Raw genomic sequence first — 23,883 nt, 5'->3', positions numbered from 1 at the left:
GTCGTTCCCGGACAACCTCCGCGGCTCCGTCCCGGACCCCGCGTTCCCGCACGCCGGGTTTCCGCACGCCGCGCTCCCCGGTGCCGGTCTCCCGGATCCGGCCCCTGCGGACCCGCACCGCCCGGCCCGGCCGGACTCCGCACGGCCCGCCCGCCTCCGGTCGTGCCCCGCCCGGCCCGGAGCACCGCCGATCCCCTCCGGCAGGCCGGGCCCGCCCGCCGGTCCGCCACGACACCGCGAAGCGAGTGCCCGTGATCCTGCTGCTGTCGACCTCCGACACCGACCTGCTGAGCGCCCGCGCCGCCGGGGGCCCCGTCCCGTACCGGCTGGGGAACCCGGCCCGGCTCCGGCTCGACGACCTGCCCGCGCTGCTGGAGGGCACCGACCTCGTCGTCGTGCGGCTGCTCGGCGGCATCCGCGCCTGGCAGGACGGGCTGGACGCGCTGCTCGCCGGGGAGCGCCCGGTCGTCGTCCTCAGCGGTGAACAGGCCCCCGACGCCCAGCTGATGGCGGCCTCCACCGTCCCCGTCGGCATCGCCGCGGAGGCCCACGCCTATCTGGCCCACGGCGGCCCGGCCAACCTCGGGCAGCTCGCCCGGTTCCTCTCCGACACGGTGCTGCTGACCGGCCACGGCTTCGCCCCGCCCGAACCCGCCCCGAGCTGGGGCCCGCTGGAGCGCACCCCGCGCCCGCGGCGGCTCCCGCCACCGCCGGGGACGGCACCGCCGGGGACGGCGGCCGTCCGGTCATCGCCGTGCTCTACTACCGGGCCCACCACATGAGCGGCAACACCGCCTTCGTGGAAGCCCTCTGCCGGGCCGTCGAAGAGGCCGGCGGACGCCCGATGCCGCTGTACGTGGCCTCCCTCCGCGCCCCCGAACCCGAGTTGATCGAGGCGCTGGGCGCGGCCGACGCCGTCGTCACCACCGTCCTCGCCGCCGGCGGAACCAAGCCCGCCGCGGCCTCCGCCGGCGGGGACGACGAGTCCTGGGACGCGGGCGCCCTCGCCGCCCTCGACGTACCGATCCTGCAGGCGCTCTGCCTCACCGGGCCGCGCGCCGCCTGGGAGGAGAGCGACGAGGGGCTGTCGCCGCTGGACGCCGCCACGCAGATCGCCGTACCCGAGTTCGACGGCCGGCTGATCACCGTGCCGTTCTCCTTCAAGGAGGTGGACGAGGACGGGCTCCCCGTCTACGCCGCCGACCCCGAACGCGCGGCCCGCGTCGCCGGGACCGCCGTGCGCCACGCCCGGCTCCGGCACATCCCGGCCGCGCGCAAACGCCTCGCGCTCGTGCTGTCCGCGTACCCCACCAAGCACTCCCGGATCGGCAACGCCGTCGGCCTCGACACCCCCGCCAGCGCCGTCGCCCTGCTCCGCGCTCTGCGCGCGGAGGGCTACGACCTCGGCCCGGCCGACGGGCCCGGCGCGCTCCCCGGGCTCGCCTCCGGGAACGGCGACGAACTGATCTACGCCCTGATCGAGGCCGGCGGGCACGACCAGGACTGGCTCACCGAGGAGCAGCTCGCCCGCAACCCCGTCCGCATCCCCGCCGCCGACTACCGCCGCTGGTACGGGCAGCTGCCGCGCGGACTGCGCGAGCGGGTCGAGGAGCACTGGGGGCCGCCGCCCGGCGAGCTGTTCGTGGACCGCAGCCGGGACCCGGACGGCGAGATCGTCCTCGCCGCCCTCCGCCATGGCAACCTGCTGGTCCTGATCCAGCCGCCGCGCGGCTTCGGCGAGAACCCCGTCGCGATCTACCACGACCCCGATCTGCCGCCCTCGCACCACTACCTGGCGGCCTACCGCTGGATCGCCGCCCGCGCCGGGGACGGCGGCTTCGGCGCCGACGCCATGGTCCACCTCGGCAAGCACGGCAACCTGGAGTGGCTGCCGGGCAAGAACGCGGCGCTCTCCGCGGGCTGCGCGCCCGACGCCGCGCTCGGCGACCTTCCGCTGGTCTACCCGTTCCTCGTCAACGACCCCGGCGAGGGCACCCAGGCCAAGCGCCGCGCCCACGCCACCCTCGTCGACCACCTCGTACCGCCCATGGCGCGGGCCGAGTCCTACGGGGACATCGCCCGCCTCGAACAACTGCTGGACGAATACGCGTCCATCTCCGCGATGGACCCCGCCAAGCTCCCCGCCATCCGAGCCCAGATCTGGACCCTCATCCGGGCGGCCCGGCTCGACCACGACCTCGGCCTGGACGACCGCCCGGACGACGACGGCTTCGACGACTTCCTGCTGCACGTCGACGGATGGCTGTGCGAGGTCAAGGACGCGCAGATCCGTGACGGGCTCCATGTGCTCGGGCAGGCACCGGCCGGGCCGGAGCGGGTCAACCTCGTCCTCGCCGTCCTCCGCGCCCGGCAGATCTGGGGCGGCACCACCGCCCTGCCCGGGCTGCGCGAAGCCCTCGGCCTGGACGAGTCGGCGGCCTCCCGCACCGGGGCGGACGCGGCCGAGGAGCGGGCCCGAGCCCTGGTCGAGGCCATGGAGGAAGCGGACTGGGACCCCGACGCCGTGGAGCCGGCGGTCGCACGGGTGTGCGCCGGGGCCACGGCCGGCGCGGACACGGGGCGGACCGCCGAGCCGGCCCCCGGTCTCCCGGACGGCCCCCGCGAGGACCCCGCCGCCGTCGCCGCCGTACTCCGCTTCGCCGCCCGCGAGGTGGTGCCCCGGCTGGCCGCCACCGGTGACGAGATACGGAACTCCGTGCACGCCCTCGCCGGCGGCTTCGTTCCCGCCGGGCCGTCCGGCTCGCCGCTGCGCGGACTCGTCAACGTGCTGCCGACCGGCCGCAACTTCTACTCCGTCGACCCCAAGGCCGTCCCCAGCCGGCTCGCCTGGGAGACCGGATCGGCGCTCGCCGACTCCCTCCTGGAGCGCTACCGCGCCGACACCGGCCGCTGGCCCGAGTCCGTCGGCCTCTCCCTGTGGGGCACCAGCGCGATGCGCACCGCCGGCGACGACATCGCCGAGGCGCTCGCCCTGCTCGGCATCCGGCCGGTGTGGGACGACGCCTCGCGGCGCGTCACCGGACTCGAAGCCGTACCGCTCGCCGACCTCGGGCGCCCGCGCGTCGACGTCACCCTGCGCATCAGCGGCTTCTTCCGCGACGCCTTCCCCCATGTCATCGGGCTCCTGGACGACGCCGTACGGCTGGCGGCCTCGCTGGACGAGAGCGACGAGGACAACCACATCCGGGCCCACGCCCGGGCCGATCTCGCCGAGCACGGCGACGAACGCCGCGCCACCACCCGCATCTTCGGCTCCCGGCCCGGCACCTACGGGGCGGGCCTGCTCCAGCTCATCGACAGCCGCGACTGGCGCACCGACGCCGATCTCGCCGAGGTCTACACGGTCTGGGGCGGCTACGCCTACGGCCGCGGACTCGACGGCCGCGCGGCGCGCGACGAGATGGAGAGCGCCTACCGGCGCATCGCCGTGGCCGCCAAGAACACCGACACCCGCGAACACGACATCGCCGACTCCGACGACTACTTCCAGTACCACGGCGGAATGGTCGCCGCCGTCCGCACGCTCCGGGGCACCGCCCCCGCCGCGTACATCGGCGACAGCACCCGCCCGGAAACGGTCCGCACCCGCACCCTCACCGAGGAGACCTCCCGGGTCTTCCGCGCGCGGGTCGTCAACCCGCGGTGGATCGCGGCGATGCGCCGCCACGGCTACAAGGGCGCCTTCGAACTCGCCGCCACCGTCGACTACCTCTTCGGCTACGACGCCACGACCGGCGTCGTCGCCGACTGGATGTACGACACGCTGGCCCGCACCTATGTGCTGGACCCGGAGAACCGCGACTTCCTCCGCGAGGCGAACCCCTGGGCGCTGCACGGCATGGCGGAACGCCTGCTGGAGGCCGAGAGCCGCGGCATGTGGGCGGAGCCGGACCCGGCCGTGCTCGAAGAGCTCCGCCGGACCTTCCTGGAGACCGAGGGCGATCTGGAGGGCGGGGAGAGCTGAGCCGGACGGAGAGCCGAGCCGGACGGGGCCCGGTCTCCCGGCCGTGGCCCCGCCCCCTGCCGGGTGGAACCGGGACGGCTCCCGGCGCGTATGCCGGGGGCGGGCCGCCGGCCGCCCGCTCGCCGGGCCGGCTGTCCCGTCCTGCCCGGCCGCTCCAGGGCCCCGGTCCTTGCGCGGAGTGCCGGCCCCGTGGCTCCCCGTCGGCCGTGCCGGCCGGCCGGAGCGCCGCTCACGGAGCCCCCGGAAAGCCCTTCGAGAAGTCGATGACCTTGGTTTCCGGTGACCTGCCGCACGTGGCCCGCCTCACGTACTACGGGGGATAGGAGGCCCGGGCCGGCGGCCCCGCTCCCGGCGCGGGCAGCCGCCGGACGCCGCATGCGCGCGGCGTGAGCGAAGGGTGGCGCAAACGGGGTGTTTACGGGACGGGGCGCGGGGGAGCGGGCCGGTTCCTCCCGTACGCGGAGGGCGTGCGCCGGATGCGGGCGGCGTACCGGCGGCGGGATTCCTCAGGTGGCGCTCGGGGGTGCGGCTACGACCTCCGGTAGGAGTGGGGGTGCTTGAACCCCTGGGCGGGGCGGGTTACCAAGGTAGGGCGCAAGCGGACGAAATCCGCAAATCGCGCAAACCCCCCACTCCGGAGGTAACTCCTGATGTTCAAGCACGCTCAGATCCTCACCGACATGACTCCCCTGCGCCGCCGCGCCGCCTTCATGGCCGCCGGTGTCGGAGCCACCGCCGTGCTGGGGACCGGAGTCGCGCTGGGCACCCAGGGCGAGACCGAGAACCCCGCCACCGGGACCACCGCGACCGAGGCCGCGGACTCGCGCGCCGCCTCCGAGGCGGTCACCGCCCAGGCCGAGGCGCAGAAGAAGGCCGCCGAGGGCAAGGCCGCGGCCGAGGCCGCCGCCGCCGAGCGTGCCGGCCAGGAGGCCGCCGACCGTTCGAAGCGTCAGACCGTCACCCAGGCCGCCGCGAAGGCTCCCGCTTCCTGGGTGAAGCCGGTGGACAGCTATGTGAAGGGCTCCACCTTCGGTATCGGTGGTGACCGCTGGGCGAACAAGCACTCCGGCCAGGACTTCGCCGCGCCGACCGGTACCTCGGTGAAGACCGTGCACCAGGGCACCGTGGTCCAGGCCGGCTGGGGTGGCGCGTACGGCAACAACATCGTGGTCAAGCACGACGCCGGCACCTTCACCCAGTACGCCCACCTGTCGAAGATCACCGTTCCGGTCGGCACCCAGGTGACCACCGGGCAGGAGATCGGCAAGGTCGGTTCCACCGGTAACTCCACCGGCCCGCACCTGCACTTCGAGACCCGCACCACCCCGAACTACGGCTCCGGCATCGACCCGGTGGCCTTCCTGAAGCAGCGCGGCGTCACCCTCTGACGGACAGCGCCGAGGGAGCGACCGCACCAGGGCGGCCCTCCGGAACAGCCCCACGGCTGTCCCGGAGGGCCGCCTTTCGCTGTGCGGGCCCCTGCCTGCGTCCCGGTTCCTTGTCCGTCCCTTCCCTCCGTCCCCTCCTCGCGTCCCGTGACGGCCGGCCGCCGTCAGTCACGGGCCGTGACCGGGCCGGTGTCCGGCCGGGCCGCCGGTGACAGATAGGCGCGGAACCGCCACGGTCCGAAGTCCGGCAGCGGCCGGGAGCGCCAGGCCCGGGCGTACGGCGGCGGCTCGGCGCCGTTCGTCACCAGGACGGCGACGGGCCGGGTCTCCGCCGTCGCCCGCAGGGCCGCGTGCGTGATGCTGCCGTCGTGCCCGCCCACCTGCCGAGAGGAGCAGCCGGCCCGGAAGGCGATCCGCACCGCGTCCGGGCCGGAGACGACACAGGGCGGCCGGACCCCCTGACGGCCCAGCTCGGCCGCCATCCGGTCCAGCCTCTCTCCGTTGACCCGGAAGGAGGAGACCGTGGAGTGGAGCACGGTGAACTGCACGCCCAGATGCAGGCCCAGCACCGTCACGGACAGCGCGGCGGCGGCCGGACGCAGCCCGGGCCGGGCCTCCCGCACCCGCTGCGCCAGCCGGAACAGGCCGTAGGCGACCGGCAGGGACAGCAGCGCGTACGCGGGCAGCAGGAAGCGCGGCGCCGCGTAGCCGACCAGGAACAGATACGGCAGGGCGAGCCCGAGCCCCGCCAGCGCGGGCAGCAGGATCTCGGCCCGGTACCGGGAGCGGCGCGCGGCGAGGACGCCCCCGGTGGCGAGCAGCGGGAGGGCGAACCACCACAGACCGGTGGCGGGGTTCCGCCACGGTACGTCACAGGGCCGGCACAGGGTGCGGCCGCCGAGGGCGCGGATGTGGTCGTCCACGGAGAAGTACGGGGCGAGATGGCCCTGGATCTCGCTGGCCCGCCGGAGCCGGGCCGCCGGGCCGCCGTACGCGGTGTACGCCTCGGCCACCCACTCCGCGCTGCCCAGCGCGCCGCCCGCCACCAGGGCGGCCAGCAGCAGCGGGCGCCGCCAGGAGCGGACCAGCAGCAGGGCGGCGCCCAGCGGCAGGGCGAGCCACAGGGCATCGGAGGGGCGCATCAGGGCGACGAGGGCGACCCCCGCGCACACTCCGGCCGGGGCCCACCGGGAGGACGGGTTCCGCACGGCCCGCAGCAGACAGCCCGTGGTGAACAGTGCGGCCAGCGCGACCCAGAGGTTGGGCATCACCAGCGGACCGTAGAAGAGGGTGACCCAGAGCCCGGCGAAGAGGCCCCCGGCCAGGGTGAGCACCGCCGCCGGCAGCAGACCGCGCCACACCCGCAGGGCGAGGAAGAGCCCGGCCCCGCTGAGCAGCGCGAGCCAGACGCGCAGCGGCGGGACGGCGTCGGTGAGGGCGGCCACCGGCGCGGCGAGATAGGTGATGCCGCGGGCACGCGGGGCACTGAAGAACGCGGCCGGTGCGTGGGAGCTGACCTGGCTGACGTACACGGTCTCGTCCCAGCCGAGGCCGGTGCCGGGGACGACCAGCGCCAGTTGCGCCAGGGTGAAGAAGACGGCGACGGCGGCGGGACCGTACGGCACGGCGCGGGCGGCCCACCCGGCGCCGGCGGCCCCGGGCCGGGCGGCTCCGGGCGCGGCGGCCCCCGGCGGGACGGCCCCGGGCACGGAGCCGCCGGCCGGGGCGCCGCGCGGGGCGCGCCGCGGCCGGCGCCAGGGGATCCGCCCCGGTGTCCGCCGCGGCCGCCGCCGCGGCCGCTCGTCCCGGGTACCGGTGACCGGTGGTGGCTGCATGGCCGGACCTCGCCGCACGTCGAAGGGGGTGCCGGATGGGGACAGACAGGCGATCACCAGCCTGTGGCGGGGTACGTCCGCTCACCACTCGGGCGGGGCAGCCGGAGGAACCGGGACGGCGCCATCCGGGGGACCCCGGGTATTCCCGCAGGTCAGCCCGGAATTACCGGACGGAATGGATCGGTAAAGCAATCCCGGTGCAAAAGTCCGACCACTTTTTTATGTGATGTGAAAGGTCCAACAGCATATTCCTGAGAAAAGGACATCTTCATCCCGTCGGGAAGAATGAAAGGGCTATGCTCCATGTCTCGCAGGCGGGTTGCGGCGATTTCCGCAGGCCGCCCCCGGCTGCCGCGGCGCCGCCATTCCCCGGGAACGCGGATTGCGGCGGCGGCCCCCGCCGGTGCCCCGACGCACCGGCCGACACCCCTATTCCTTCCGCAAGGGTTTGAGACATTGATGGTTCGTGCCGGCTCGTCACCAGGAGGTCGGCGGCCCGCCTCCGCGCTCCTGTGGCTGTTCCCACCCGCCGTGACGGCTCTCTGCGCGGTCGTCGCCGTCCTCGGCGTCCCCGGCGGGGCCCGCGCCCCGGTCGCCTGGTGCGGTGCCGTCGCCACCGCCGCCGTGGCGATCGCCGCGGCCGAGGCGGTACGGCGCGGACGCCTGATCCACGCACTGCGGCGGCGCGCCGCCGAACAGGAGGCCGCGCTCGGCCGCCGCCTCGCCCAACAGGAGGCCGAGACCGAACGGCTCGCGGGAGAACTGCTGCCCGTGGCCGTCGAACGCCTCCAGCGCGGAGCCTCCGTCGAGGAGGTGCTGGAGGGCGTCGCCTACACACCCGGCACCGACCCCCGGTTCCACGCCGCCCACGAGGCGGTGCTCCGTTCCGTCCTCGAAGCGGTCCGCGCCGAGGAGGACCTGCGCGAATCCGCCCACCGCGCCTTCGTCAACATCGCCCGCCGCGTCCAGGCCATCGTCCACCAGCAGGCCCAGGACCTGCGGGAGATGGAGGACCGGCACGGCAACGAACCGGAGTTCTTCGGCGACCTCCTCCACCTCGACCACGGCACCGCCCTCATCGGCCGGCTCGCCGACAGCATCGCCGTCCTCGGCGGCTCACGTCCCGGCCGCCAGTGGCAGCAGAACGTCCCGCTCTTCAACGTCCTGCGCGGCGCCATGTCCCGCATCATCGACTACCAGCGGGTCGACCTGCACTCCGTCGCCGAGGCCGCCATCGTCGGACCCGCCGTCGAGTCCCTCATCCACGCCCTGGCCGAGCTGCTGGACAACGCCACCCGCTACTCGCCCCCGCAGACCCGGGTCCACCTCACCGCCGTCGAGGTGCAGTCCGGCATCGCCGTCGAGATCGAGGACGCCGGCGTCGGCCTCACCGAGGAGGCCCGCCGCCGCGCCGAACGCGTCCTGGCCCAGGCGTCCGCCGGCATCGACCTCAACGACCTCGGCGAAACCCCCCGGCTGGGCCTCGCCGTGGTGGGCCGGCTGGCGCAGACCCACGACTTCCGGGTGTCGCTGCGCCCTTCGGCCTACGGGGGCGTCCGCTGCGTCCTGATCGTCCCGCAGGACCTCATCACCGCCACGCCCACCCCCGGCGGCTCCGTCGCCCGTGCCGCCACCCTTCCGCCGCCCAAGCGCAGGACGCGGCCCACGCCGACGCCGCTGCCCCGGCCGAACGGAGCGGCCATGGAGGAGGACCCCGCGGCGGTCGGCCGCAACGCCAACGGGCTGCCGCAGCGCCGCCGCCGGCACCCCGGCGTCGCCCCCGGGCCGCGGCGCCCGCCCGGTCAGCCGCTCCGCCCCGGCCGCCCGCGGCAGCGGAGCAGGTCAAGCCGGGTCTGTGGCTGGCCGCCTTCCAGAGCGGCATCAACGGAGAGGCGCCGGCGCCGCGGGCCGCGCGTCCGAACAGTGACGACTCGGTGGACAGGGATGAGTAGAAACGTGACACAGCAGCGGCTCAACATGGACTGGATGCTCAGGGATCTCGCCACGAGCGTCCCGCAGACCCGGCACATCGTGGTGCTCTCCGCGGACGGCCTGTGCATGGCGCAGCACGGCACCGACGGCGACACCGCCGACCGGCTTGCCGCCGCCTGCGCCGGACTGCAGAGCCTGTCCGGCGCGATCGCGGCCGAATTCCCGCACGGCACCGGGCAGATGAGACTGGTCGTCATCGAGGTCAGCGGCGGCTTCTTCTACCTCATGGCGGCCGGCGCCGGCGCCTATCTGGCCGTGCTGGCCGACGACGGCGTCGACGCCGGGCTGATGGGGCAGCGCATGCGCGACCTGGTCGCCAGAATCGGCGAGCATCTCAGCAGCCCGCCGCGCGTGGACGAGCAGATCACATGAGCGGGCCCGGCGAGGACTGGGAGGAAGGCGCCCCCGAGCGGCTGTACGTACTCACCGGCAGCCGCGGCCGGGCCCGCGGCAGGACGGCCGACCTCGACCTGGTCACCCTCATCGTGTCCCGGGACGTGCCGAAGCCGGGCCTGCAGCCCGAGCACGCGGCCATGCTGCGGATGTGCCACTACCCGCTCTCGGTGGCCGAGATCTCCGCCCATCTGGTGCTGCCCGTCAGCACGGTCACCGCGCTCCTCACCGACCTGCTGGCCGACGGGCGCATGGAAGCCCGCGCCCCGATCCCCACCGCCGCGTTGCCCGACGCGGACCTCCTCAAGGCGGTGATGCATGGACTACAGAACCTCTGACACGCTCCCCGGCCCGCGCAGCGAGGACGCCCTCCCCGCCACGGCCACGTCCGCGGTCAAGGTGGTCATCGTCGGCGGCTTCGGCGTCGGCAAGACCACCCTGGTCGGCTCGGTCAGCGAGATACGCCCGCTCACCACCGAGGAGACGATGACCCGGGCCGGGGTCGGCGTCGACGACATCGCCGGTGTCGAGCGGAAGACCGAGACCACCGTCGCCATGGACTTCGGCCGGATCAGCATCAACGAACAACTGGTGCTGTACCTCTTCGGCACCCCCGGCCAGGAGCGCTTCTGGTTCCTCTGGAACGGCCTCTTCGAAGGGGCCCTGGGCGCGCTCGTCCTCATCGACACCCGCCGCCTGGAGGTCAGCTTCGACGTCGTCGGCCGGCTGGAGGAGCGCGGCGTCCCCTTCGTGGTCGTCGTCAACGACTTCCCCGAGTCGCCCCGTTACCCGGTGTCCGAGCTGCGCGCGGCGATGGACCTGCCCGATTCGGTGCCGATGGTCACCTGCGACGCCCGCGACCGCGGCTCCTGCCGGGACGCCCTGCTGACGCTCATGCGCTATCTGCACACCCTCGCCACCGCAACCCCGGAGTCCTTGTGACCGTCCCGCCACCCGACCCCGCCGCCCCCGGCGCCGAACCGGCGCCCGTACCGCCACGGACCCCGTACCGCCACCGTCGCGCCCCTCCGCCGCGCCTCCTCCGCCGAGTCCGCGCCGCCGCCCGGCTGCCCGGCCCACGCCTACGGGCCCGGCGGCGTGATCCGGCTCTACGGGCCCGAGGCCGAGACCGACCCGATGGGCCTCTACGAACGGCTGCGCGCCCAGTACGGCGCCGTCGCCCCGGTCCTGCTCCACGGCGACCTCCCCGCCTGGCTGGTCCTCGGCTACCGCGAGAACCTCGACGTGGCCCGCACCCCCTCCCGCTTCTCCCGCGACTCCCGCCACTGGCGCCTCGCGCGGGAGGGCCGCGTCGCCCCGGATCACCCCCTGGCCCCCGTCGTGGCGTGGCAGCCGATGTGCACCCATGTCGACGGCCGGGAGCACGAACGGCTCCGCGGCGCCGTCATCGACGGCCTCGACCGCTTCGACCGCCGGGGCATCCGGCGCACCGTCACCCGCTCCGCGCACGTACTGATCGACCGGTTCTGCGCCGAGGGCAGGGCGGACCTGGTCCAGCAGTTCTCCGAGCACTTGCCCATGCTGGTGATGACGCAGCTCCTGGGCATGCCGGAGTCCTACGGCCCCAAGCTGGTGGAGGCGGCCCGTGACCTGCTGAAGGGCACGGAGACCGCGGTCGCCAGCAACGACTACGTCCTGCGCGCCCTGCGCCAGTTGGTGGCGCGCAAACACGCCTCGCCGGGCCAGGACTTCGCGAGCCGGCTGATCGAACATCCCGCCGGGCTGACCGACGACGAGGTGGTGCAGCACCTGCGGGTGGTCCTCATCGCGGCCTACGAGACCACGGCAAACCTGATCATCAACATGCTGCGGGTGGTCCTCACCGACCGCCGTTTCCGCGCCGACCTGGCCGGCGGCCACATGACGCTTCCCGACGCCATGGAACAGGTGCTGTGGGACGAACCGCCGATGATGACGGCCGTGGGGCGGTGGGCCACCGGGGACACGGAACTCGGCGGCCAGTCCATCCGCGCCGGTGACCTGCTGATCCTCGGGCTGGCCGCGGGCAATCTCGACCCGGCCATCCGCCCGGACCCCAGCGTCCCCGTCCACGGGAACCGCTCACACCTGGCCTTCAGCGGCGGCCCGCACGAATGCCCCGGCCAGGACATCGGCCGGGCCATCGCGGACACCGGCGTCGAGGCCCTGCTGGCACGTATCCCGGATCTGCGGCTGGCCGTGGACGAGACGGCGCTGAGCTGGGTCTCGGCTCTGATGACACGCCATCTCACCGCTCTGCCGGTCGAGTTCACTCCGCAGCGGCCCGAGCCGAAGGAGCCGTCCCTGTCCGTGGCCGTACCGGCGCCCGCCCGGCGGGCGCCGCTGCCCGGAGAGGCCGCAATCGGGCACGGAACCGGGTACGCCGCGGCGCGGAAGCGGACGGCGGCCCCGGTCCTCGCGGGGGTCGCCGATCCCCTGGCCGCCGGGACCGGCCCGTCCCCCCTGCGGGCGTCCGCCCCGTGGTGGCGGCGGCTGGCGCGGTGGTTCGCCGGCCGGTGAGGCGGTGTCCGCGTGCCCGGGTTGTCCGCAGGCCGGGGCACGCGGCCCGGGCCGGGCGTCAGGTACCGAGCTGGTCCCACCACCAGTCGATGGTGGACAGCCCCGGCGGGCCCGGCCGCGCGTCGGCCGGGCCCGGGCGCCTGGTGACCCCCAGCGTCGCCCCGGGCACGGGCAGGGGGTGGAGATGGCGCGGGCTGGCGTAGCGCGGGGCGGTGTCGGACCAGTGGATGTTCCCCGCGATCCAGTGGCCCAGGTCGTCGAGATGGCGACGGAGAGCCCTGTCGGCCCCCCGCGCGGTCCGCTCACGCAGACGGAGGAAGAGGGTCATCGCCCGGTCTCGCAGGGAGAGCGCGGCGGCGAGGGCCTGCCGCTCCGAGCAGCGGTGGTGATGGGCGAGGACCCGCACGAGGTTCGGAGCGGCGGTTTTCTCCCCGGCCTCCTTGGCCGCGGAGAGCAGATCGTTGTCGCAGGCCGCGATGAAACCCGTGGCCTCGGTCAGGGCGCGGACAGGACCGGAGTGGAGCCGGTCGCCGGGGATTTCGGCACCATTGGCGATCTCGACGAAGGCGGCGTCGAACCGCGTTCCGACGTCCGCGATGCGCCCGGCGGCGTACTCGGCGGGGCTCGGCACGACACCGCGGCCGGCGTTCGCCTGCTGCCAGGCCGCGCCCAGCAGCAGATCGCGGACCCCGTCGGCCAGCCGCTGGAACTGTACGGGCCCGGTCACGGCCCGGGTACGGGTGACCAGGTCGTCGAGCGCGCGGGCCATCGGGCCGGAGCCGAGCATCCCGGAGCCGGGGGCCTCCAGGGAGCGGACCAGCCGCAGACCGAGGCCGGCGACGTCCGGGCTCCGGTCCGCCGACGGCCCGGCGTCGAGCCGGGTGTCGTCGAGAGCGAACAGCCAGTACGTCCATTGGGCGAACAGCAGCAGGCGTTCCTCGTCGCCGCGGGGGGCGAGGCGGCAGCTGAACTCCGCGGCGTTGCTGGCCAGGTTCCAGGCCCGGTCGGCCGTGTCGGTGAAGACACCGCTCGCGTCGAGCCAGGCGACGGCCCGTTCCTCGATCCTGCGGACCGCGGGGTGGACGGCCGATTCCACGGGGCAGTAGAAGGGCGGCAGTCCGCCCGGAGGCGTTCCCCCGGCGGTGGAGGCCGCGGCCGCGAGGGTGCCGGTGGTCGTCTCCGCCACCGGCTCAGTCCGTCCGGAGGCGGAAGAGGAGCAGCCGGGTCTCGACGGCGTGGTCGCGCCAGATCCGGAACAGCCTGCCGTGCCCGACGGCCGAGTCCATCAGCCGCTCACGGGCGATGGGGGAGGGCCCGGCCGGCCCTCCCGTCCGGTCCAGTTCCGCCGCGGTCCAGGCCATGGACTGCACCCAGAACTCCGAGACGGGGTCGGTGATGTCCTCGTCCCGTTCCAGGGCGAACCCCGCCTCGCGTGCGGCCCGGACGTACTCGTCGAGGGTGCCCAGCCGCGTCCGGTAATAGCCGTTCACGAAGCCGGCGACCTCCGGCCGGCACAGGAAGTGATCCTGGAGGCCGAACCAGCCACCGGGCCGCAGGGCCCGGGCGGCCACGGCGAAGAGCCGCCGCCGGTCCATGTGCACGGCGCTCTCCACGGCCACGGCGGCGTCGTACGCCCGCTCCTCCCGGAACTCGTGGACATCACCCAGGACGGGGGTGACGCGGTCGCGGACCGCGGCCCGGCGGACCAGAAGGTCCATGACCGGTATGTGGTCGGCCGTGATGGTGAGGCCCGTGACGGTGCTGCCGTGTTCCTGGGCCCAGTAGATCGACCCGCCCCCGAGGCCGCAGCCGATGTCGAGGAGGGTGGCCGGCGGGTGGTCCACGGCGCCCCAGGTGGCGGCCGCGTGGCGGATGACGGCTTCCTGGGAGTCGGTGATCCGGCGGCGGATGAGGTGCTGGGCGACGGTGGTGTTCGGTGTGGACTCGAACATGCCCAGATGGAAGTGGACGCGGGGCCCGGGGCCGTACTTGTGCAGGATGTCGGCGGTCTTCCGGGAGTAGTACAGGGGTACCTCGGCCTCGTCGAACGGGGCTCCCTCACCGAACGGGGCTTCCCCACCGAACGCCTTCTCGCCGAGTGCGGCTTCCCGGGGCCTCGGCGGATCGATGACGAGACCGCCGCGGCCGGGGGCATGACCGGTGCCCGTGATGCTGTCGGCTGCGTCTGTCATATTCGGCCTCCTGTGGCTGGGCTGAGGAGTCGTCCAGGACGTGGGGGAGGGGGTGTCCGGCGCCGCCCGGCGCACGGCGCCCCCAACCTGCCCCGGTCGCAGAGATCCTTAACCCCGGCCGCGCGCCCGGGCGATGCGATCGGGCCTACCGCATTCGACAGGAAATGCGCCGGAAAGGACTGCTCATGCTCGCTTCTGAACGGAAGACGCCGCATTGGGGAATTCCGCAGGGGGATGCATGAGTGAATAGAGGACTTTATGACGGCATCCGCTCTCCGGGAGAACGGCCGTGGATCAGTGGCGGTCATGTCCGGTATTCGACGGTCCCGTTGAGCCCGTCCCGCCGCTGCCGGCGGACGTGCGCCTTTCCCGGTTTCCCGGGTTTCCCGTGAACAAGCGCGCCCGCCGGAAAATCGGCGGGAAAGGGTCCGCGGACCTCCCGGCGGGCGGCGGGGACGCAGCGGCGGGGGACAGGGCAAGGCCCGGGGCTCGCACGGGGCGGACGCGAACGGACGGCGAAAGGCCCGCCCCGGCCGGTGGGTATCCACCGTGCGGGACGGGCCCTGCTGGTCAACCGCTCCTGCGGAGCCGGGTGGTGGCGTGGCCGGCCGGGCTCAGGGCAGCCGGCCGACGCCGCCGTATTCGATCCACTCCTGGGTGCGCTGCCGGGGGGCGAGGTCGGTGTCCGGCCGCCAGGTGGAGACCTCCACCAGGCCCGGCTCCAGGATCTCCAGACCCTCGAAGAACTGCTCCAGGTCCCGCTGCTGCCGCACCCGGCCCCAGTTGCCGTGGGTGCTCTTGTCCATGAAGTCGGTGACGAACTCGCGGGTGGCGGCGTCCTCGCTCACCAGCTGGCAGACCACCATGAAACTGCCGGGAGCCAGCCGGTCCCTGACGGTCCGTATGAGACCGGCCGGGTCGTCCTCGTCCTTGATGCAGTGCAGCACCGAGACGAACAGCGCGGCCACCGGCTCGTCGAAGTCGATCAGCCGCTCGACCTCGGGGTGGTTGAAGATCCCGTCGGTGTCGCGCATGTCCGCCGTGATGACGGCGGTGTTCTCGTTCTCCTCCAGCAGCGCGCGGCCGTGGGCGAGGACGATCGGGTCGTTGTCGACGTAGACCACGCGCGAGGACGGGTCCACGCTCTGGGCGACCTGGTGGACGTTGTTCTGGGTGGGCAGGCCGGAACCGTGGTCCAGGAACTGGCGGATGCCGTGGTCCTCGGCCAGCCGCCGGACCACACGGGCCAGGAACTGCCGGTTGTTGAGCGCCAGTTCCCTGGTGCTCGGCACCACCTTCAGCAGCTCGTCGGAGGCTTCCCGGTCGACGGCGTAGTTGTCCTTGCCCCCGAGGAAGTAGTCGTACATCCGAGCCACACTGGGAACGTTGACATCGATCCCCTTGGGCAGCGGCTCTTGTGTCTGGCCCATCCGACCCCTCACAGTCTCGTCCGCGCGATCGCGTGTGCGGTGCGACGCGCTCACATCCTAGAGGGGTACATCCTTCCGGTTAAGGCCAACGCCCTTACCGGGCAAACCCGTTGGCGCGGCGGGTCAGAACGACAGGTCACGCGGAGCGTGCTGGACCGTGACCCAGTGCGGGGTGGTGAACTCCTCGAAGACCCACTCGCCGCCGAACCGCCCCAGCCCGGACGCCTTCTCGCCGCCGAAGGCCGCGCGGACGTCGTCGTGCACGGTGGTGTCGTTGACGTGCGTCATCCCGGCCTCGACGCGGGAGGCGAACCGCAGGCCGCGCTCCGGGTCGGCGGTGAACACCGCGCTCGACAGGCCGTACTCGGTGTCATTGGCCAGCCGCAGGGCGTCCTCCTCGCCGTCCGCCCGCACCAGCGTGGCCACCGGGCCGAAGACCTCCTCGGCGGCGGTGGCGACGTCATTGCGGCCGATCACCACATGCGGCGGCAGTACCCGCCCGGTGGGGCCCGAGGGCTCGCCGGAGAGGACCACCCGGGCACCCTGGGTGACGGAGCGGGCCACCTTGTCGCGCACACCCGCCAGCTGGGAGTCGTTGATGAGCGGGCCGATCTGCGTCCGCTCGTCGCGCGGGTCCCCGGCGCGCAGGGCGCGGGCCCGCTCGGTGAAGAGACCGGCGAAGTCGTCGAAACGGGACCCGTCGACGACGACGCGGTTGGTGGCCATGCAGATCTGCCCCTGGTGGAAGTAGCTGCCGTAGAGGGCGGCGTCCACCGCGGAGTCCAGATCGGCGTCGTCGAGGACGACCATCGGGCCGTTGCCGCCCAGCTCCAGGGCGAGCTTCTTCAGCCCCGCCCGGGCCGCGATGCGCCGCCCCACCGGCGTCGAACCGGTGAACGACACCACCCGCGGCACATGGTGCTCCACCATCCGGTCGCCGATCTCACCGCCGCTGCCCACAAGGACGCCGAGCAGCCCCGGCGGCAGCCCGGCCTCCTCGTAGATCTTCGCCAGCAGCAGACCGCCGGTGACCGGGGTGTCACCGGCCGGTTTGAGGACGACGGCGTTGCCCGTCGCGAGCGCGGGAGCCACCGAGCGGTTGGAGAGATAGGCCGGGAAGTTCCACGGGCTGATCACCGCGACGACCCCCACGGGCCGCCGGCGGATCAGGTTCTCCTTGCCCGGGACGTCCGCCGCCACCTCCGGCGGGGCGGGCTCCCGGTGGTCGGCCGCGAGCCGCGTCACGGCTTCGAGGATGCCGAGCTCCATGCCGACCCGGGCGGCGGTGGCGCCCGCCTCCCGGGTCAGCCAGCCGCCGATCTCCGCCCGCCGCGCCGCCATGATCCGCGCCGCCCGGTCAAGGACGGCGGCCCGCTCCTCCTCCGGCAGGGCCGCCCAGCGGGGCTGCGCCTCCCGCGCCGCGCCGTAGGCCAGATCCACGTCGGACGGGGCCGCGAGCTGGATCTCGGTCAGCGTCTCACCGGTGTACGGGTCCGAGTCCGTCCCCACGCTGCCGGAACTGCCGGGCTGCCAGCGGCCCGCCAGGAACATGCGGTCGAATCCGGTGTACGGGGCGGGGGGTGTGGGCTCCGCGGACGGCATGGCTCTCTCCGCTCGGTCGTGCCGGGTGCAGGTGCCGGGGAAGCGTGCAGGGTCCTTCCGGCGCGCACCGGGTGCCCGCCGGGACCGTGCCCGGGTGCCCCGGAAGCCCGGTGCCAACCCCGGCCCCGTCCGCAGCTGGTCGCCGGGACGGCGGCGACCCGGAAGACTGGGGAGCCCGACGGGGAGCCCGAGGAGACCGACCAGCCATGAGAAGCCGCCGCGCCGGCCGGACCACCGGCCCGCACCTCCGTCCGCGCCTTCGCCGGCACCCGCGTCCTCGCCGGAGCCGCGGCACGGGCACGCGCACCCGCACCCGCACCCGTCCGCACACCGCCGTCCTCACCGCCGTCCTGCTCCTGCTGGCCGGGCCGGCGGGCTGCTCCGGCCCGGGGGCGCGGCCGCCGGCCGACGGCTCCGCACCGGGCGCCGGGTCCCGCTCCCCGTCCGCCGCCACGGGCGGCGAAGACGGCGCGGGGCACTGGCGGCCGAAGCCCGGCACCCCCTGGCAGTGGCAGCTCAGCGGGCGGGTCGACACGAGCGTCGACGTCCCGGTCTACGACATCGACGGCTTCGAGAACGACGCGGAGACCGTCGACCGGCTGCACGCCGACGGCCGCAAGGTCATCTGTTACATCAACGCGGGCGCCTGGGAGGACTTCCGTCCCGACCGTGACGACTTCCCCCGCGCGGTACGGGGCCGCGGCAACGGCTGGCCGGGGGAGCGCTGGCTGGACATCCGGCGGACCGCCGTGCTGCGCCCGCTGATGGCCCGCCGCATGGACATGTGCCGGGACAAGGGCTTCGACGCGGTGGAGCCCGACCTCATGGACGGCTACCTCAACCGCACCGGTTTCCCCCTCACCGCCCGCCACCAGCTCGCCTACAACCGGATGCTGGCGGAGCTCGCCCACGAGCGGGGCCTGGCCGTGGGGCTCAAGAACGACCTCCCGCAGATCCCCGAGCTCGTCGGCTCCTTCGACTTCGCGGTGAACGAGGAGTGCGCCGAGTTCGGCGAGTGCGCCGCGCTCACCCCCTTCGTCGAGCAGGACAAGGCGGTCTTCCACGCCGAGTACGCGCTGGACCCGGACGACTACTGCGCCGAGAGCGAGCGGCTGCGGCTGAGCTCCCTCCGGAAGAAGCTCTCCCTGGACGCCTGGCGCCGCCCCTGTCCCTGACCCGGGCCCCGCTCCCGGCCTCGGCACCGCCCGCGACGCCCGGACCCGCCCGCGACCGTCCCGTCCCCTCACCTCCGGAGGACCGGTGTGACGTTCCTCCCGCGGGCCCGGCCCGGTTTGGCGGAGCCGCCCGGTGCTCCGTAAAGTGCCGCCGGAGTGTGCGCACCCGGACGCACCGGAGCGGGAACGGAAGCGGCAGCGGCGATGACGGTGACAGACGACGGCCGGGCCGAGCAGGCGGAGCAGGCCGAGCAGGAGCACCCCGGCATCGACCCGGAGCGGCTGGCCGCGTGTCTCGGCGTGCTCGCGGAACTCGACGACCTGCCGCTGGACCACCCCGACGCCATCACGGTGCGGCGCGCCACCGCGGGGATCTACCGCACGGTGAAGCAGCGCCGCCGCCAGGAGCGCCGGGCCGCCAAGACGGCCAACGACAAGGCCGTCACCGAGGCCACCGCCACCGGATCCGCCGACCGCATCGACGACGAGACGGCCGGCATCCCCCTCGCCGCCTCCGCGGCCACGGAGATCGTCGGCATCCTGGAACGCCCCCGCTCCTGCTACATCTGCAAGACCCGGTACCGCGAGGTGGACGCCTTCTACCACCAGCTCTGCCAGCCCTGCGCCAAGGAGAACCGCGCCCGCCGCGACGCCCGGACGGATCTGACGGGGCGGCGCGCCCTGCTCACCGGCGGCCGCGCCAAGATCGGCATGTACATCGCGCTGCGGCTGCTCCGCGACGGCGCGCACACCACCATCACCACCCGCTTCCCCAAGGACGCCGCCCGCCGCTTCTCGGCGATGCCCGACAGCGGGGACTGGCTCCACCGGCTCAAGATCGTCGGAATCGATCTGCGCGACCCGGCCCAGGTGGTGGCGCTGACGGACGCGGTGAGCGCCGAGGGCCCGCTGGACATCCTCATCAACAACGCCGCCCAGACCGTGCGCCGCTCCCCGGATTCCTACGCCGAGCTGGTGGCCGGCGAGACCGCGCCGCTGCCGTCCGGCGGCGGTCTCGCGGAGCCCCTCGTCCTCGGCAGCTTCGGCAGCGGCGCCCAGCAGGCGCTGCCCGCCGCCGGGGACCGCGCCGGCATCACCCCGGACTCCCTCGCCGCCCTGGCGCTGACCAGCGGCTCCGCCTCCCCCGCGCGGATCGAGGCCGGCAACGCCATCGACGCGGGCGGGCTCATCCCGGACCTCGCCGACACCAACAGCTGGATCCAGACGGTGAGCGAGGTGGAGCCGGTCGAGCTGCTGGAGGTGCAGCTCTGCAATGTCACCGCGCCGTTCATCCTCGTCAGCCGGCTGCGCCCGGCGATGGCCGCCTCCTCCGCGCGCCGCAAGTACGTGGTCAACGTCTCCGCCATGGAAGGGGTGTTCGGCCGGGGCTACAAGGGCGCCGGACATCCGCACACCAATATGGCGAAGGCCGCGCTGAACATGCTCACCCGCACCAGCGCCCAGGAGATGCTGGAGACCGACGGCATCCTCATGACGAGCGTCGACACCGGCTGGATCACCGACGAGCGCCCGCACCCGGACAAGATGCGGCTGGCCGAGGCCGGCTTCCACGCCCCGCTGGACCTCGTCGACGGCGCGGCCCGGGTCTACGACCCGATCGTCCGCGGTGAACTGGGCGAGGATCTGTACGGCTGCTTCCTGAAGGACTACGCGCCCTCCGGCTGGTGAGCCGGGGCCGGCCGGCGGCCGGGGGCGTTCCCGCGTACCCCGTGCCCCGCGAGCCCTCGCGTTCCCGAGCCCTCGCGTCCCCGCGCCGTCGCCTCCTCCCCGCGCCCTCACCCGGAGGAGCCGGGCGGCCGCCCGGGCCCTCCGGCGCTCCACGCGCCGTCCGGATTCCCCGCCCGCCCGGCGTCCCGCCGCACGGACGCCGGGCCGCCCCAGCCGTCTCCGGTATCCGGATCCGGATATCCGCGAGCGCTTCCGCGCAGGTGGGGGTAGGCTGGACAGCAGACGGACAGCCTTCCGGTAAAGGGAGCACCGAGACCCTCGGCCCGTCCCGGGACAGGCCAGCCACCATGGCCGCACTCCCGGTCCGCATCTCCGGCGCCACCGCGCCCGCAGTGACTTTCCACTAGCCCCATCGGGCGTCGGCGCCCGGCCGCGTGCCTCTGGCTGCGCGGTTTCCCGGGCATACGGCGTTCGGTGCACCCGACACTAAGGAGTGCGCGGTGACAACCGAGAAGAAGAGCAACCAGCTTCTGGCGGAACCCGAGGAGTACCCTGCCGCCCGCCAGAAGGAGCCCCTCAATCTGGACGTGTGGTCCAGGGTCGCCCCCATCCGGCTCGCCGGCTACGACGACGACCCGGCCGAATCCCACATCCTCCGCGGCATCGACTGACGCCGCAGGCCGTCCCCGTACGGCCGCCCGACGACCCGCCGGGAGCACCCTGCCCGGCGGGTCCTCGCGTTTCGCGCCCGCATCGGGGGGCACCCGAGGCCCGTCCCGATGATCAGCTCAGCAGATCTGCAGTGCAGTAGCGGCGGACGGCGGAGGAACGGATGGGCGTGCGCAGCCGGATGCTCGAATGGCCGGTGTACCGGCAACTCACCGGAAAGGACCCACTGGGGCGCGGCGCAGCCGCGAGATCCCGGCACGGCGAACAGCTGACGGCCCGGACCGCCACGGCGGACCGGGTCGTCGAGTCGGTCCGCCCGTACTGCGCGGTCCCGCCCGCCCTCGCCGCCGAGCGCCGCGGCCTGGAGCACGGGGGCCGTGCCACCGTCGTCACCGCCCGCAACGCCATCGAGGCACGGGTGAGGGTCACCGAGCGGATCAGGCCACTGACCGTGCACGGACGGGGGCCCGGCGGTGTCGCCACCGGCGACGCGGCCAACGAACTCACCGCCATCGTCCGGAACTCCAGCACCCGCATCCGGGAGGACAAGGCCCTGACCGCCGGCATCCGCCCGGGCCGCCGGCCGCGCGGCCGCGGTCTGCCCCGGCTCGTCGCCGGCTACCGCGAACGCGCCGGCATCACCGCACACACCGGTACGGAGGCCCGGTCATGACCGAGATCGACCTGAGGGACCTGCTCTCCGGACCGGAGGCCGACCCGGCCGGCGGGGCCGGGCACACCGGCCACCCCGAGCGGGTCGGCTTCTTCACCGACACCTCCGTCTGCATCGGCTGCAAGGCCTGCGAGGTGGCGTGCAAGGAGTGGAACGCCATCCCCGAGGACGGCCTGTCGCTGACCGGGATGTCCTACGACAACACCCAGGGGCTGGGCGCCTCCACCTGGCGGCACGTCGCCTTCATCGAGCAGAGCGCCGTCACCCGCGCCCCCGCGCCCCCGGAGCCCGCCGGCCCCGTGACGCCCGGGGCCGAGGTGCCGCATCCCGACGGCCGCACCGAGCTGCGCTGGCTGATGTCCTCCGACGTCTGCAAACACTGCACGCACGCCGCCTGCCTCGACGTCTGCCCGACCGGCTCGCTCTTCCGCACCGAGTTCGGCACCGTCGTCGTGCAGGAGGACATCTGCAACGGCTGCGGCTACTGCGTGCCCGCCTGCCCGTACGGGGTCATCGAGCAACGGCCGAGCGACGGCCGGGCGTTCAAGTGCACGATGTGCTACGACCGGCTCGGCGAGGGCATGGAGCCGGCCTGCGCCAAGGCCTGCCCTACCGACTCCATCCAGTTCGGCCCGCTGGACGAACTCCGCGAGCGCGCCGCCGGGCGGGTGGAACAGCTGCGCGAGGCCGGCGTCACGGACGCCCGCCTGTACGGCGAGGACCCGGAGGACGGGGTCGGCGGCGACGGCGCCTTCTTCCTCCTCCTCGACGAGCCCGAGGTCTACGGTCTGCCACCGGACCCGGTCGTCACCACCCGCGACCTGCCGCGGATGTGGACCCACGCGGGTGTGGCCGCGCTCTCCCTCCTCGGCGGGATCGCCACCGCCTTCCTGTCCTCCCCGGCCGCGCGCCGGGGCGCGGGCACCGCACGTACCGGCGTCTTCGGAAGGGGACTGGGCCGATGACGGACTCCGACGTCACCAAGGACGGCGTCCGGGGCGAGCGCGCGGGCCGCGAGGCCGTCCCGGACAGCCTCCAGCCCGGCGGCACCTCACCGGAGCGCTCCGGTGAGGCGGCCGCCGGGAAGACGGACCGGAAACGGCGCCGCGGCAAACGGCGCGGCGAGGAACCGATGGTGCCCCGCGCCGAGTTCGAGTCCTACTACGGCCGTCCCGTCATCAAGGCACCGGGCTGGGAGGCCACGGACATCGCCGGCTACTTCTTCGCCGGCGGGCTCGCCGGGGCCGGCTCCGTACTGGCCGCCGGGGCCCGGCTCAGCGGGCGCCCCACCACCGCGAAGGCGATGAAGCTCTCCTCGCTGGCGGCCGTCACGGCCTCCACCGCCGCCCTCATTCACGACCTCGGGCGGCCGGAGCGGTTCGCCAACATGCTCCGCGTGTTCAAACCGACCTCCCCGATGAGCGTAGGCTCCTGGCTGCTCGCCGCCTACGGGCCCGCCGCCGGCGCCGCCGCCGTCCTGGAGACCACCGGGCGGCTGCCGCGGATCAACACGGCTGCCACCGGCACCGCGGCGCTGCTCGGGCCCGTCGTCGCCGCGTACACCGCCGTGCTGGCCGCCGACACGGCCGTCCCCGCCTGGCACGAGGCCCACCGCGAACTGCCGTACGTCTTCGTCTCCTCGGCGACGGCCGCCGCCTCCGGCATGGCCCTGGTCACCGCCCCGGTCCGGGAGAACGCCCCGGCGCGGCGCGCGGCCGTGCTCGCCGCCGCGGGCGAGGCGGCCGCCCTGCGGTTGAAGCGGCGCCGGCTCGGCATGATCGCCGAGACCTACGAACGGGGGAAGGCCGGAAAGCTGATGCGCGCCGCCGAACTCCTCACCGCGGGCGGGGCGCTGGGCGCCGCGGTGCTCGGCCGGCGGTACCGGAGCGCGGCGGCCGTGAGCGGCCTCGCGCTGCTCGCCGGCTCGGCCTGCACCCGCTTCGGGGTGTTCCACGCGGGCGTCGCCTCGGCGGAGGATCCCGCGTACACCGTCGTCCCGCAGCGGGAACGGCGCGAACGGCGGGCGGCCGAGGCCGCCGCCCGGGTGGCCGGAGGAGCGGACGGGGATTCCGGCGCCCGGGACGGGCAAGACGGACAGCACGGATAACACGGATAGCGGGGGCAGCGCGGGCAGCACGGGCGGTGCTGACGGCGCGGGCGGCCGGGACGGGCCGGACGGCGCACACCGGAAGGTCCGGACGCGCACGACGGCCACCGCCCGAGGGACGGCCCGCGGCACCGGCCGACGGCTCCGGGGGAGGCCGGCCGCACCGGGGGATCACGGCCGGCCCGCCCGTCCGTCGTGTCCCGTCCCGGAGACCGGCCGTCCCGGCCGCCGGA

18 protein-coding genes are annotated in these 23,883 nt (G+C 74.4%); 13 read left to right on the top strand and 5 right to left on the bottom strand.

Features of this window, described 5'->3' with window-relative positions:
- The first annotated feature begins 245 nt into the window (after positions 1 to 245).
- The 3 genes from E4N63_RS31380 (at position 246) to E4N63_RS03310 (ending at position 5,373) form a co-directional block, all read left to right on the top strand.
- Positions 246 to 782 (top strand): hypothetical protein, encoded by a 537-nt coding sequence (locus tag E4N63_RS31380; RefSeq protein WP_374112676.1) that lies wholly within the window; start codon positions 246 to 248, stop codon positions 780 to 782.
- A complete protein-coding gene (gene cobN, locus E4N63_RS03315) occupies positions 755 to 3,985 on the top strand; it encodes a cobaltochelatase subunit CobN (RefSeq protein WP_374112675.1) in 3,231 nt (1,076 codons plus the stop codon). The genes E4N63_RS31380 and cobN overlap by 28 nt, the downstream gene beginning before the upstream one ends.
- A 650-nt stretch (positions 3,986 to 4,635) precedes the next feature.
- Positions 4,636 to 5,373 (top strand): M23 family metallopeptidase, encoded by a 738-nt coding sequence (locus tag E4N63_RS03310; protein ID WP_228430338.1) that lies wholly within the window; start codon positions 4,636 to 4,638, stop codon positions 5,371 to 5,373.
- A gap of 164 nt (positions 5,374 to 5,537) precedes the next feature.
- Here E4N63_RS03310 and E4N63_RS03305 read toward each other — a convergent pair whose 3' ends face one another.
- A complete protein-coding gene (locus E4N63_RS03305) occupies positions 5,538 to 6,998 on the bottom strand; it encodes a hypothetical protein (protein WP_125626825.1) in 1,461 nt (486 codons plus the stop codon).
- Positions 6,999 to 7,739: 741 nt separating this feature from the next.
- On the opposite strand from E4N63_RS03305, the gene E4N63_RS03300 reads away from it, so the two are divergent.
- The 4 genes from E4N63_RS03300 (at position 7,740) to E4N63_RS03280 (ending at position 12,113) form a co-directional block, all read left to right on the top strand.
- Complete coding sequence (locus E4N63_RS03300) at positions 7,740 to 9,572, top strand: roadblock/LC7 domain-containing protein (RefSeq protein WP_374112674.1); 1,833 nt, start codon at positions 7,740 to 7,742, stop codon at positions 9,570 to 9,572.
- On the top strand, positions 9,569 to 9,931 hold the full coding sequence (locus E4N63_RS03290) for a DUF742 domain-containing protein (RefSeq protein ID WP_125626827.1): 363 nt from the start codon (positions 9,569 to 9,571) through the stop codon (positions 9,929 to 9,931). Before E4N63_RS03300 ends, E4N63_RS03290 begins: the two co-directional genes overlap by 4 nt.
- On the top strand, positions 9,912 to 10,535 hold the full coding sequence (locus tag E4N63_RS03285; protein WP_125626828.1) for an ATP/GTP-binding protein: 624 nt from the start codon (positions 9,912 to 9,914) through the stop codon (positions 10,533 to 10,535). The genes E4N63_RS03290 and E4N63_RS03285 overlap by 20 nt, the downstream gene beginning before the upstream one ends.
- A gap of 156 nt (positions 10,536 to 10,691) precedes the next feature.
- Positions 10,692 to 12,113: a cytochrome P450 gene (locus E4N63_RS03280; protein WP_230239837.1), complete on the top strand. Its 1,422-nt coding sequence runs from the start codon at positions 10,692 to 10,694 to the stop codon at positions 12,111 to 12,113.
- Positions 12,114 to 12,171: 58 nt separating this feature from the next.
- On the opposite strand, the gene E4N63_RS03275 is transcribed toward E4N63_RS03280, so the two are convergent.
- From E4N63_RS03275 to E4N63_RS03260, 4 genes are all read right to left on the bottom strand, one after another.
- Positions 12,172 to 13,299, bottom strand: a complete 1,128-nt coding sequence (locus E4N63_RS03275; RefSeq protein ID WP_230239836.1) for a hypothetical protein — start codon at positions 13,297 to 13,299, stop codon at positions 12,172 to 12,174.
- A gap of 4 nt (positions 13,300 to 13,303) precedes the next feature.
- On the bottom strand, positions 13,304 to 14,305 hold the full coding sequence (locus E4N63_RS03270; RefSeq protein WP_125625617.1) for a cyclopropane-fatty-acyl-phospholipid synthase family protein: 1,002 nt from the start codon (positions 14,303 to 14,305) through the stop codon (positions 13,304 to 13,306).
- Positions 14,306 to 14,919: 614 nt separating this feature from the next.
- Positions 14,920 to 15,735 (bottom strand): SAM-dependent methyltransferase, encoded by an 816-nt coding sequence (locus E4N63_RS03265; protein ID WP_230239835.1) that lies wholly within the window; start codon positions 15,733 to 15,735, stop codon positions 14,920 to 14,922.
- Positions 15,736 to 15,858: 123 nt separating this feature from the next.
- Entirely contained in the window at positions 15,859 to 17,337 is a 1,479-nt protein-coding gene (locus E4N63_RS03260) for an aldehyde dehydrogenase family protein (protein WP_230239834.1), read from the bottom strand.
- A gap of 206 nt (positions 17,338 to 17,543) precedes the next feature.
- Between E4N63_RS03260 and E4N63_RS03255 the strand changes: the two genes are divergently transcribed.
- From E4N63_RS03255 to nrfD, 6 genes are all read left to right on the top strand, one after another.
- The gene (locus tag E4N63_RS03255) at positions 17,544 to 18,512 is read left to right on the top strand and encodes an endo alpha-1,4 polygalactosaminidase (RefSeq protein WP_308188635.1); all 969 of its coding nucleotides are present in this window, start codon (positions 17,544 to 17,546) and stop codon (positions 18,510 to 18,512) included.
- Positions 18,513 to 18,716: 204 nt separating this feature from the next.
- Positions 18,717 to 20,201 (top strand): SDR family NAD(P)-dependent oxidoreductase, encoded by a 1,485-nt coding sequence (locus E4N63_RS03250; RefSeq protein ID WP_125625621.1) that lies wholly within the window; start codon positions 18,717 to 18,719, stop codon positions 20,199 to 20,201.
- Between the two features lie 500 nt (positions 20,202 to 20,701).
- Complete coding sequence (locus tag E4N63_RS03245) at positions 20,702 to 20,872, top strand: hypothetical protein (protein ID WP_185831312.1); 171 nt, start codon at positions 20,702 to 20,704, stop codon at positions 20,870 to 20,872.
- 161 nt (positions 20,873 to 21,033) lie between these two features.
- A complete protein-coding gene (locus E4N63_RS03240; RefSeq protein WP_308188634.1) occupies positions 21,034 to 21,543 on the top strand; it encodes a molybdopterin dinucleotide binding domain-containing protein in 510 nt (169 codons plus the stop codon).
- On the top strand, positions 21,540 to 22,508 hold the full coding sequence (locus tag E4N63_RS03235) for a 4Fe-4S dicluster domain-containing protein (RefSeq protein WP_230239833.1): 969 nt from the start codon (positions 21,540 to 21,542) through the stop codon (positions 22,506 to 22,508). Before E4N63_RS03240 ends, E4N63_RS03235 begins: the two co-directional genes overlap by 4 nt.
- Positions 22,505 to 23,650 (top strand): NrfD/PsrC family molybdoenzyme membrane anchor subunit, encoded by a 1,146-nt coding sequence (gene nrfD, locus E4N63_RS03230; protein WP_185831313.1) that lies wholly within the window; start codon positions 22,505 to 22,507, stop codon positions 23,648 to 23,650. The genes E4N63_RS03235 and nrfD overlap by 4 nt, the downstream gene beginning before the upstream one ends.
- Positions 23,651 to 23,883: the final 233 nt, after the last annotated feature.

The organism is Streptomyces sp. MNU89 (genome assembly GCF_020982505.1).
GTDB lineage: Bacteria > Actinomycetota > Actinomycetes > Streptomycetales > Streptomycetaceae > Streptomyces > Streptomyces xinghaiensis.
The sequence above is the reverse complement of the archived record's forward strand: the minus strand, read 5'-3'. Positions and strand labels throughout refer to the sequence as shown.

What these genes read in the sequence shown, in the direction of transcription:
- E4N63_RS03310 (WP_228430338.1), top strand. Translation starts at nt 4,636, where the DNA reads ATGTTCAAGCACGCTCAGATCCTCACCGACATGACTCCCCTGCGCCGC.
- E4N63_RS03290 (WP_125626827.1), top strand. Translation starts at nt 9,569, where the DNA reads ATGAGCGGGCCCGGCGAGGACTGGGAGGAAGGCGCCCCCGAGCGGCTG.
- E4N63_RS03285 (WP_125626828.1), top strand. Translation starts at nt 9,912, where the DNA reads ATGGACTACAGAACCTCTGACACGCTCCCCGGCCCGCGCAGCGAGGAC.
- E4N63_RS03270 (WP_125625617.1), bottom strand. Translation starts at nt 14,305, where the DNA reads ATGACAGACGCAGCCGACAGCATCACGGGCACCGGTCATGCCCCCGGC.
- E4N63_RS03265 (WP_230239835.1), bottom strand. Translation starts at nt 15,735, where the DNA reads ATGGGCCAGACACAAGAGCCGCTGCCCAAGGGGATCGATGTCAACGTT.
- E4N63_RS03260 (WP_230239834.1), bottom strand. Translation starts at nt 17,337, where the DNA reads ATGCCGTCCGCGGAGCCCACACCCCCCGCCCCGTACACCGGATTCGAC.
- E4N63_RS03255 (WP_308188635.1), top strand. Translation starts at nt 17,544, where the DNA reads ATGAGAAGCCGCCGCGCCGGCCGGACCACCGGCCCGCACCTCCGTCCG.
- E4N63_RS03250 (WP_125625621.1), top strand. Translation starts at nt 18,717, where the DNA reads ATGACGGTGACAGACGACGGCCGGGCCGAGCAGGCGGAGCAGGCCGAG.
- E4N63_RS03240 (WP_308188634.1), top strand. Translation starts at nt 21,034, where the DNA reads ATGGGCGTGCGCAGCCGGATGCTCGAATGGCCGGTGTACCGGCAACTC.
- E4N63_RS03235 (WP_230239833.1), top strand. Translation starts at nt 21,540, where the DNA reads ATGACCGAGATCGACCTGAGGGACCTGCTCTCCGGACCGGAGGCCGAC.
- nrfD (WP_185831313.1), top strand. Translation starts at nt 22,505, where the DNA reads ATGACGGACTCCGACGTCACCAAGGACGGCGTCCGGGGCGAGCGCGCG.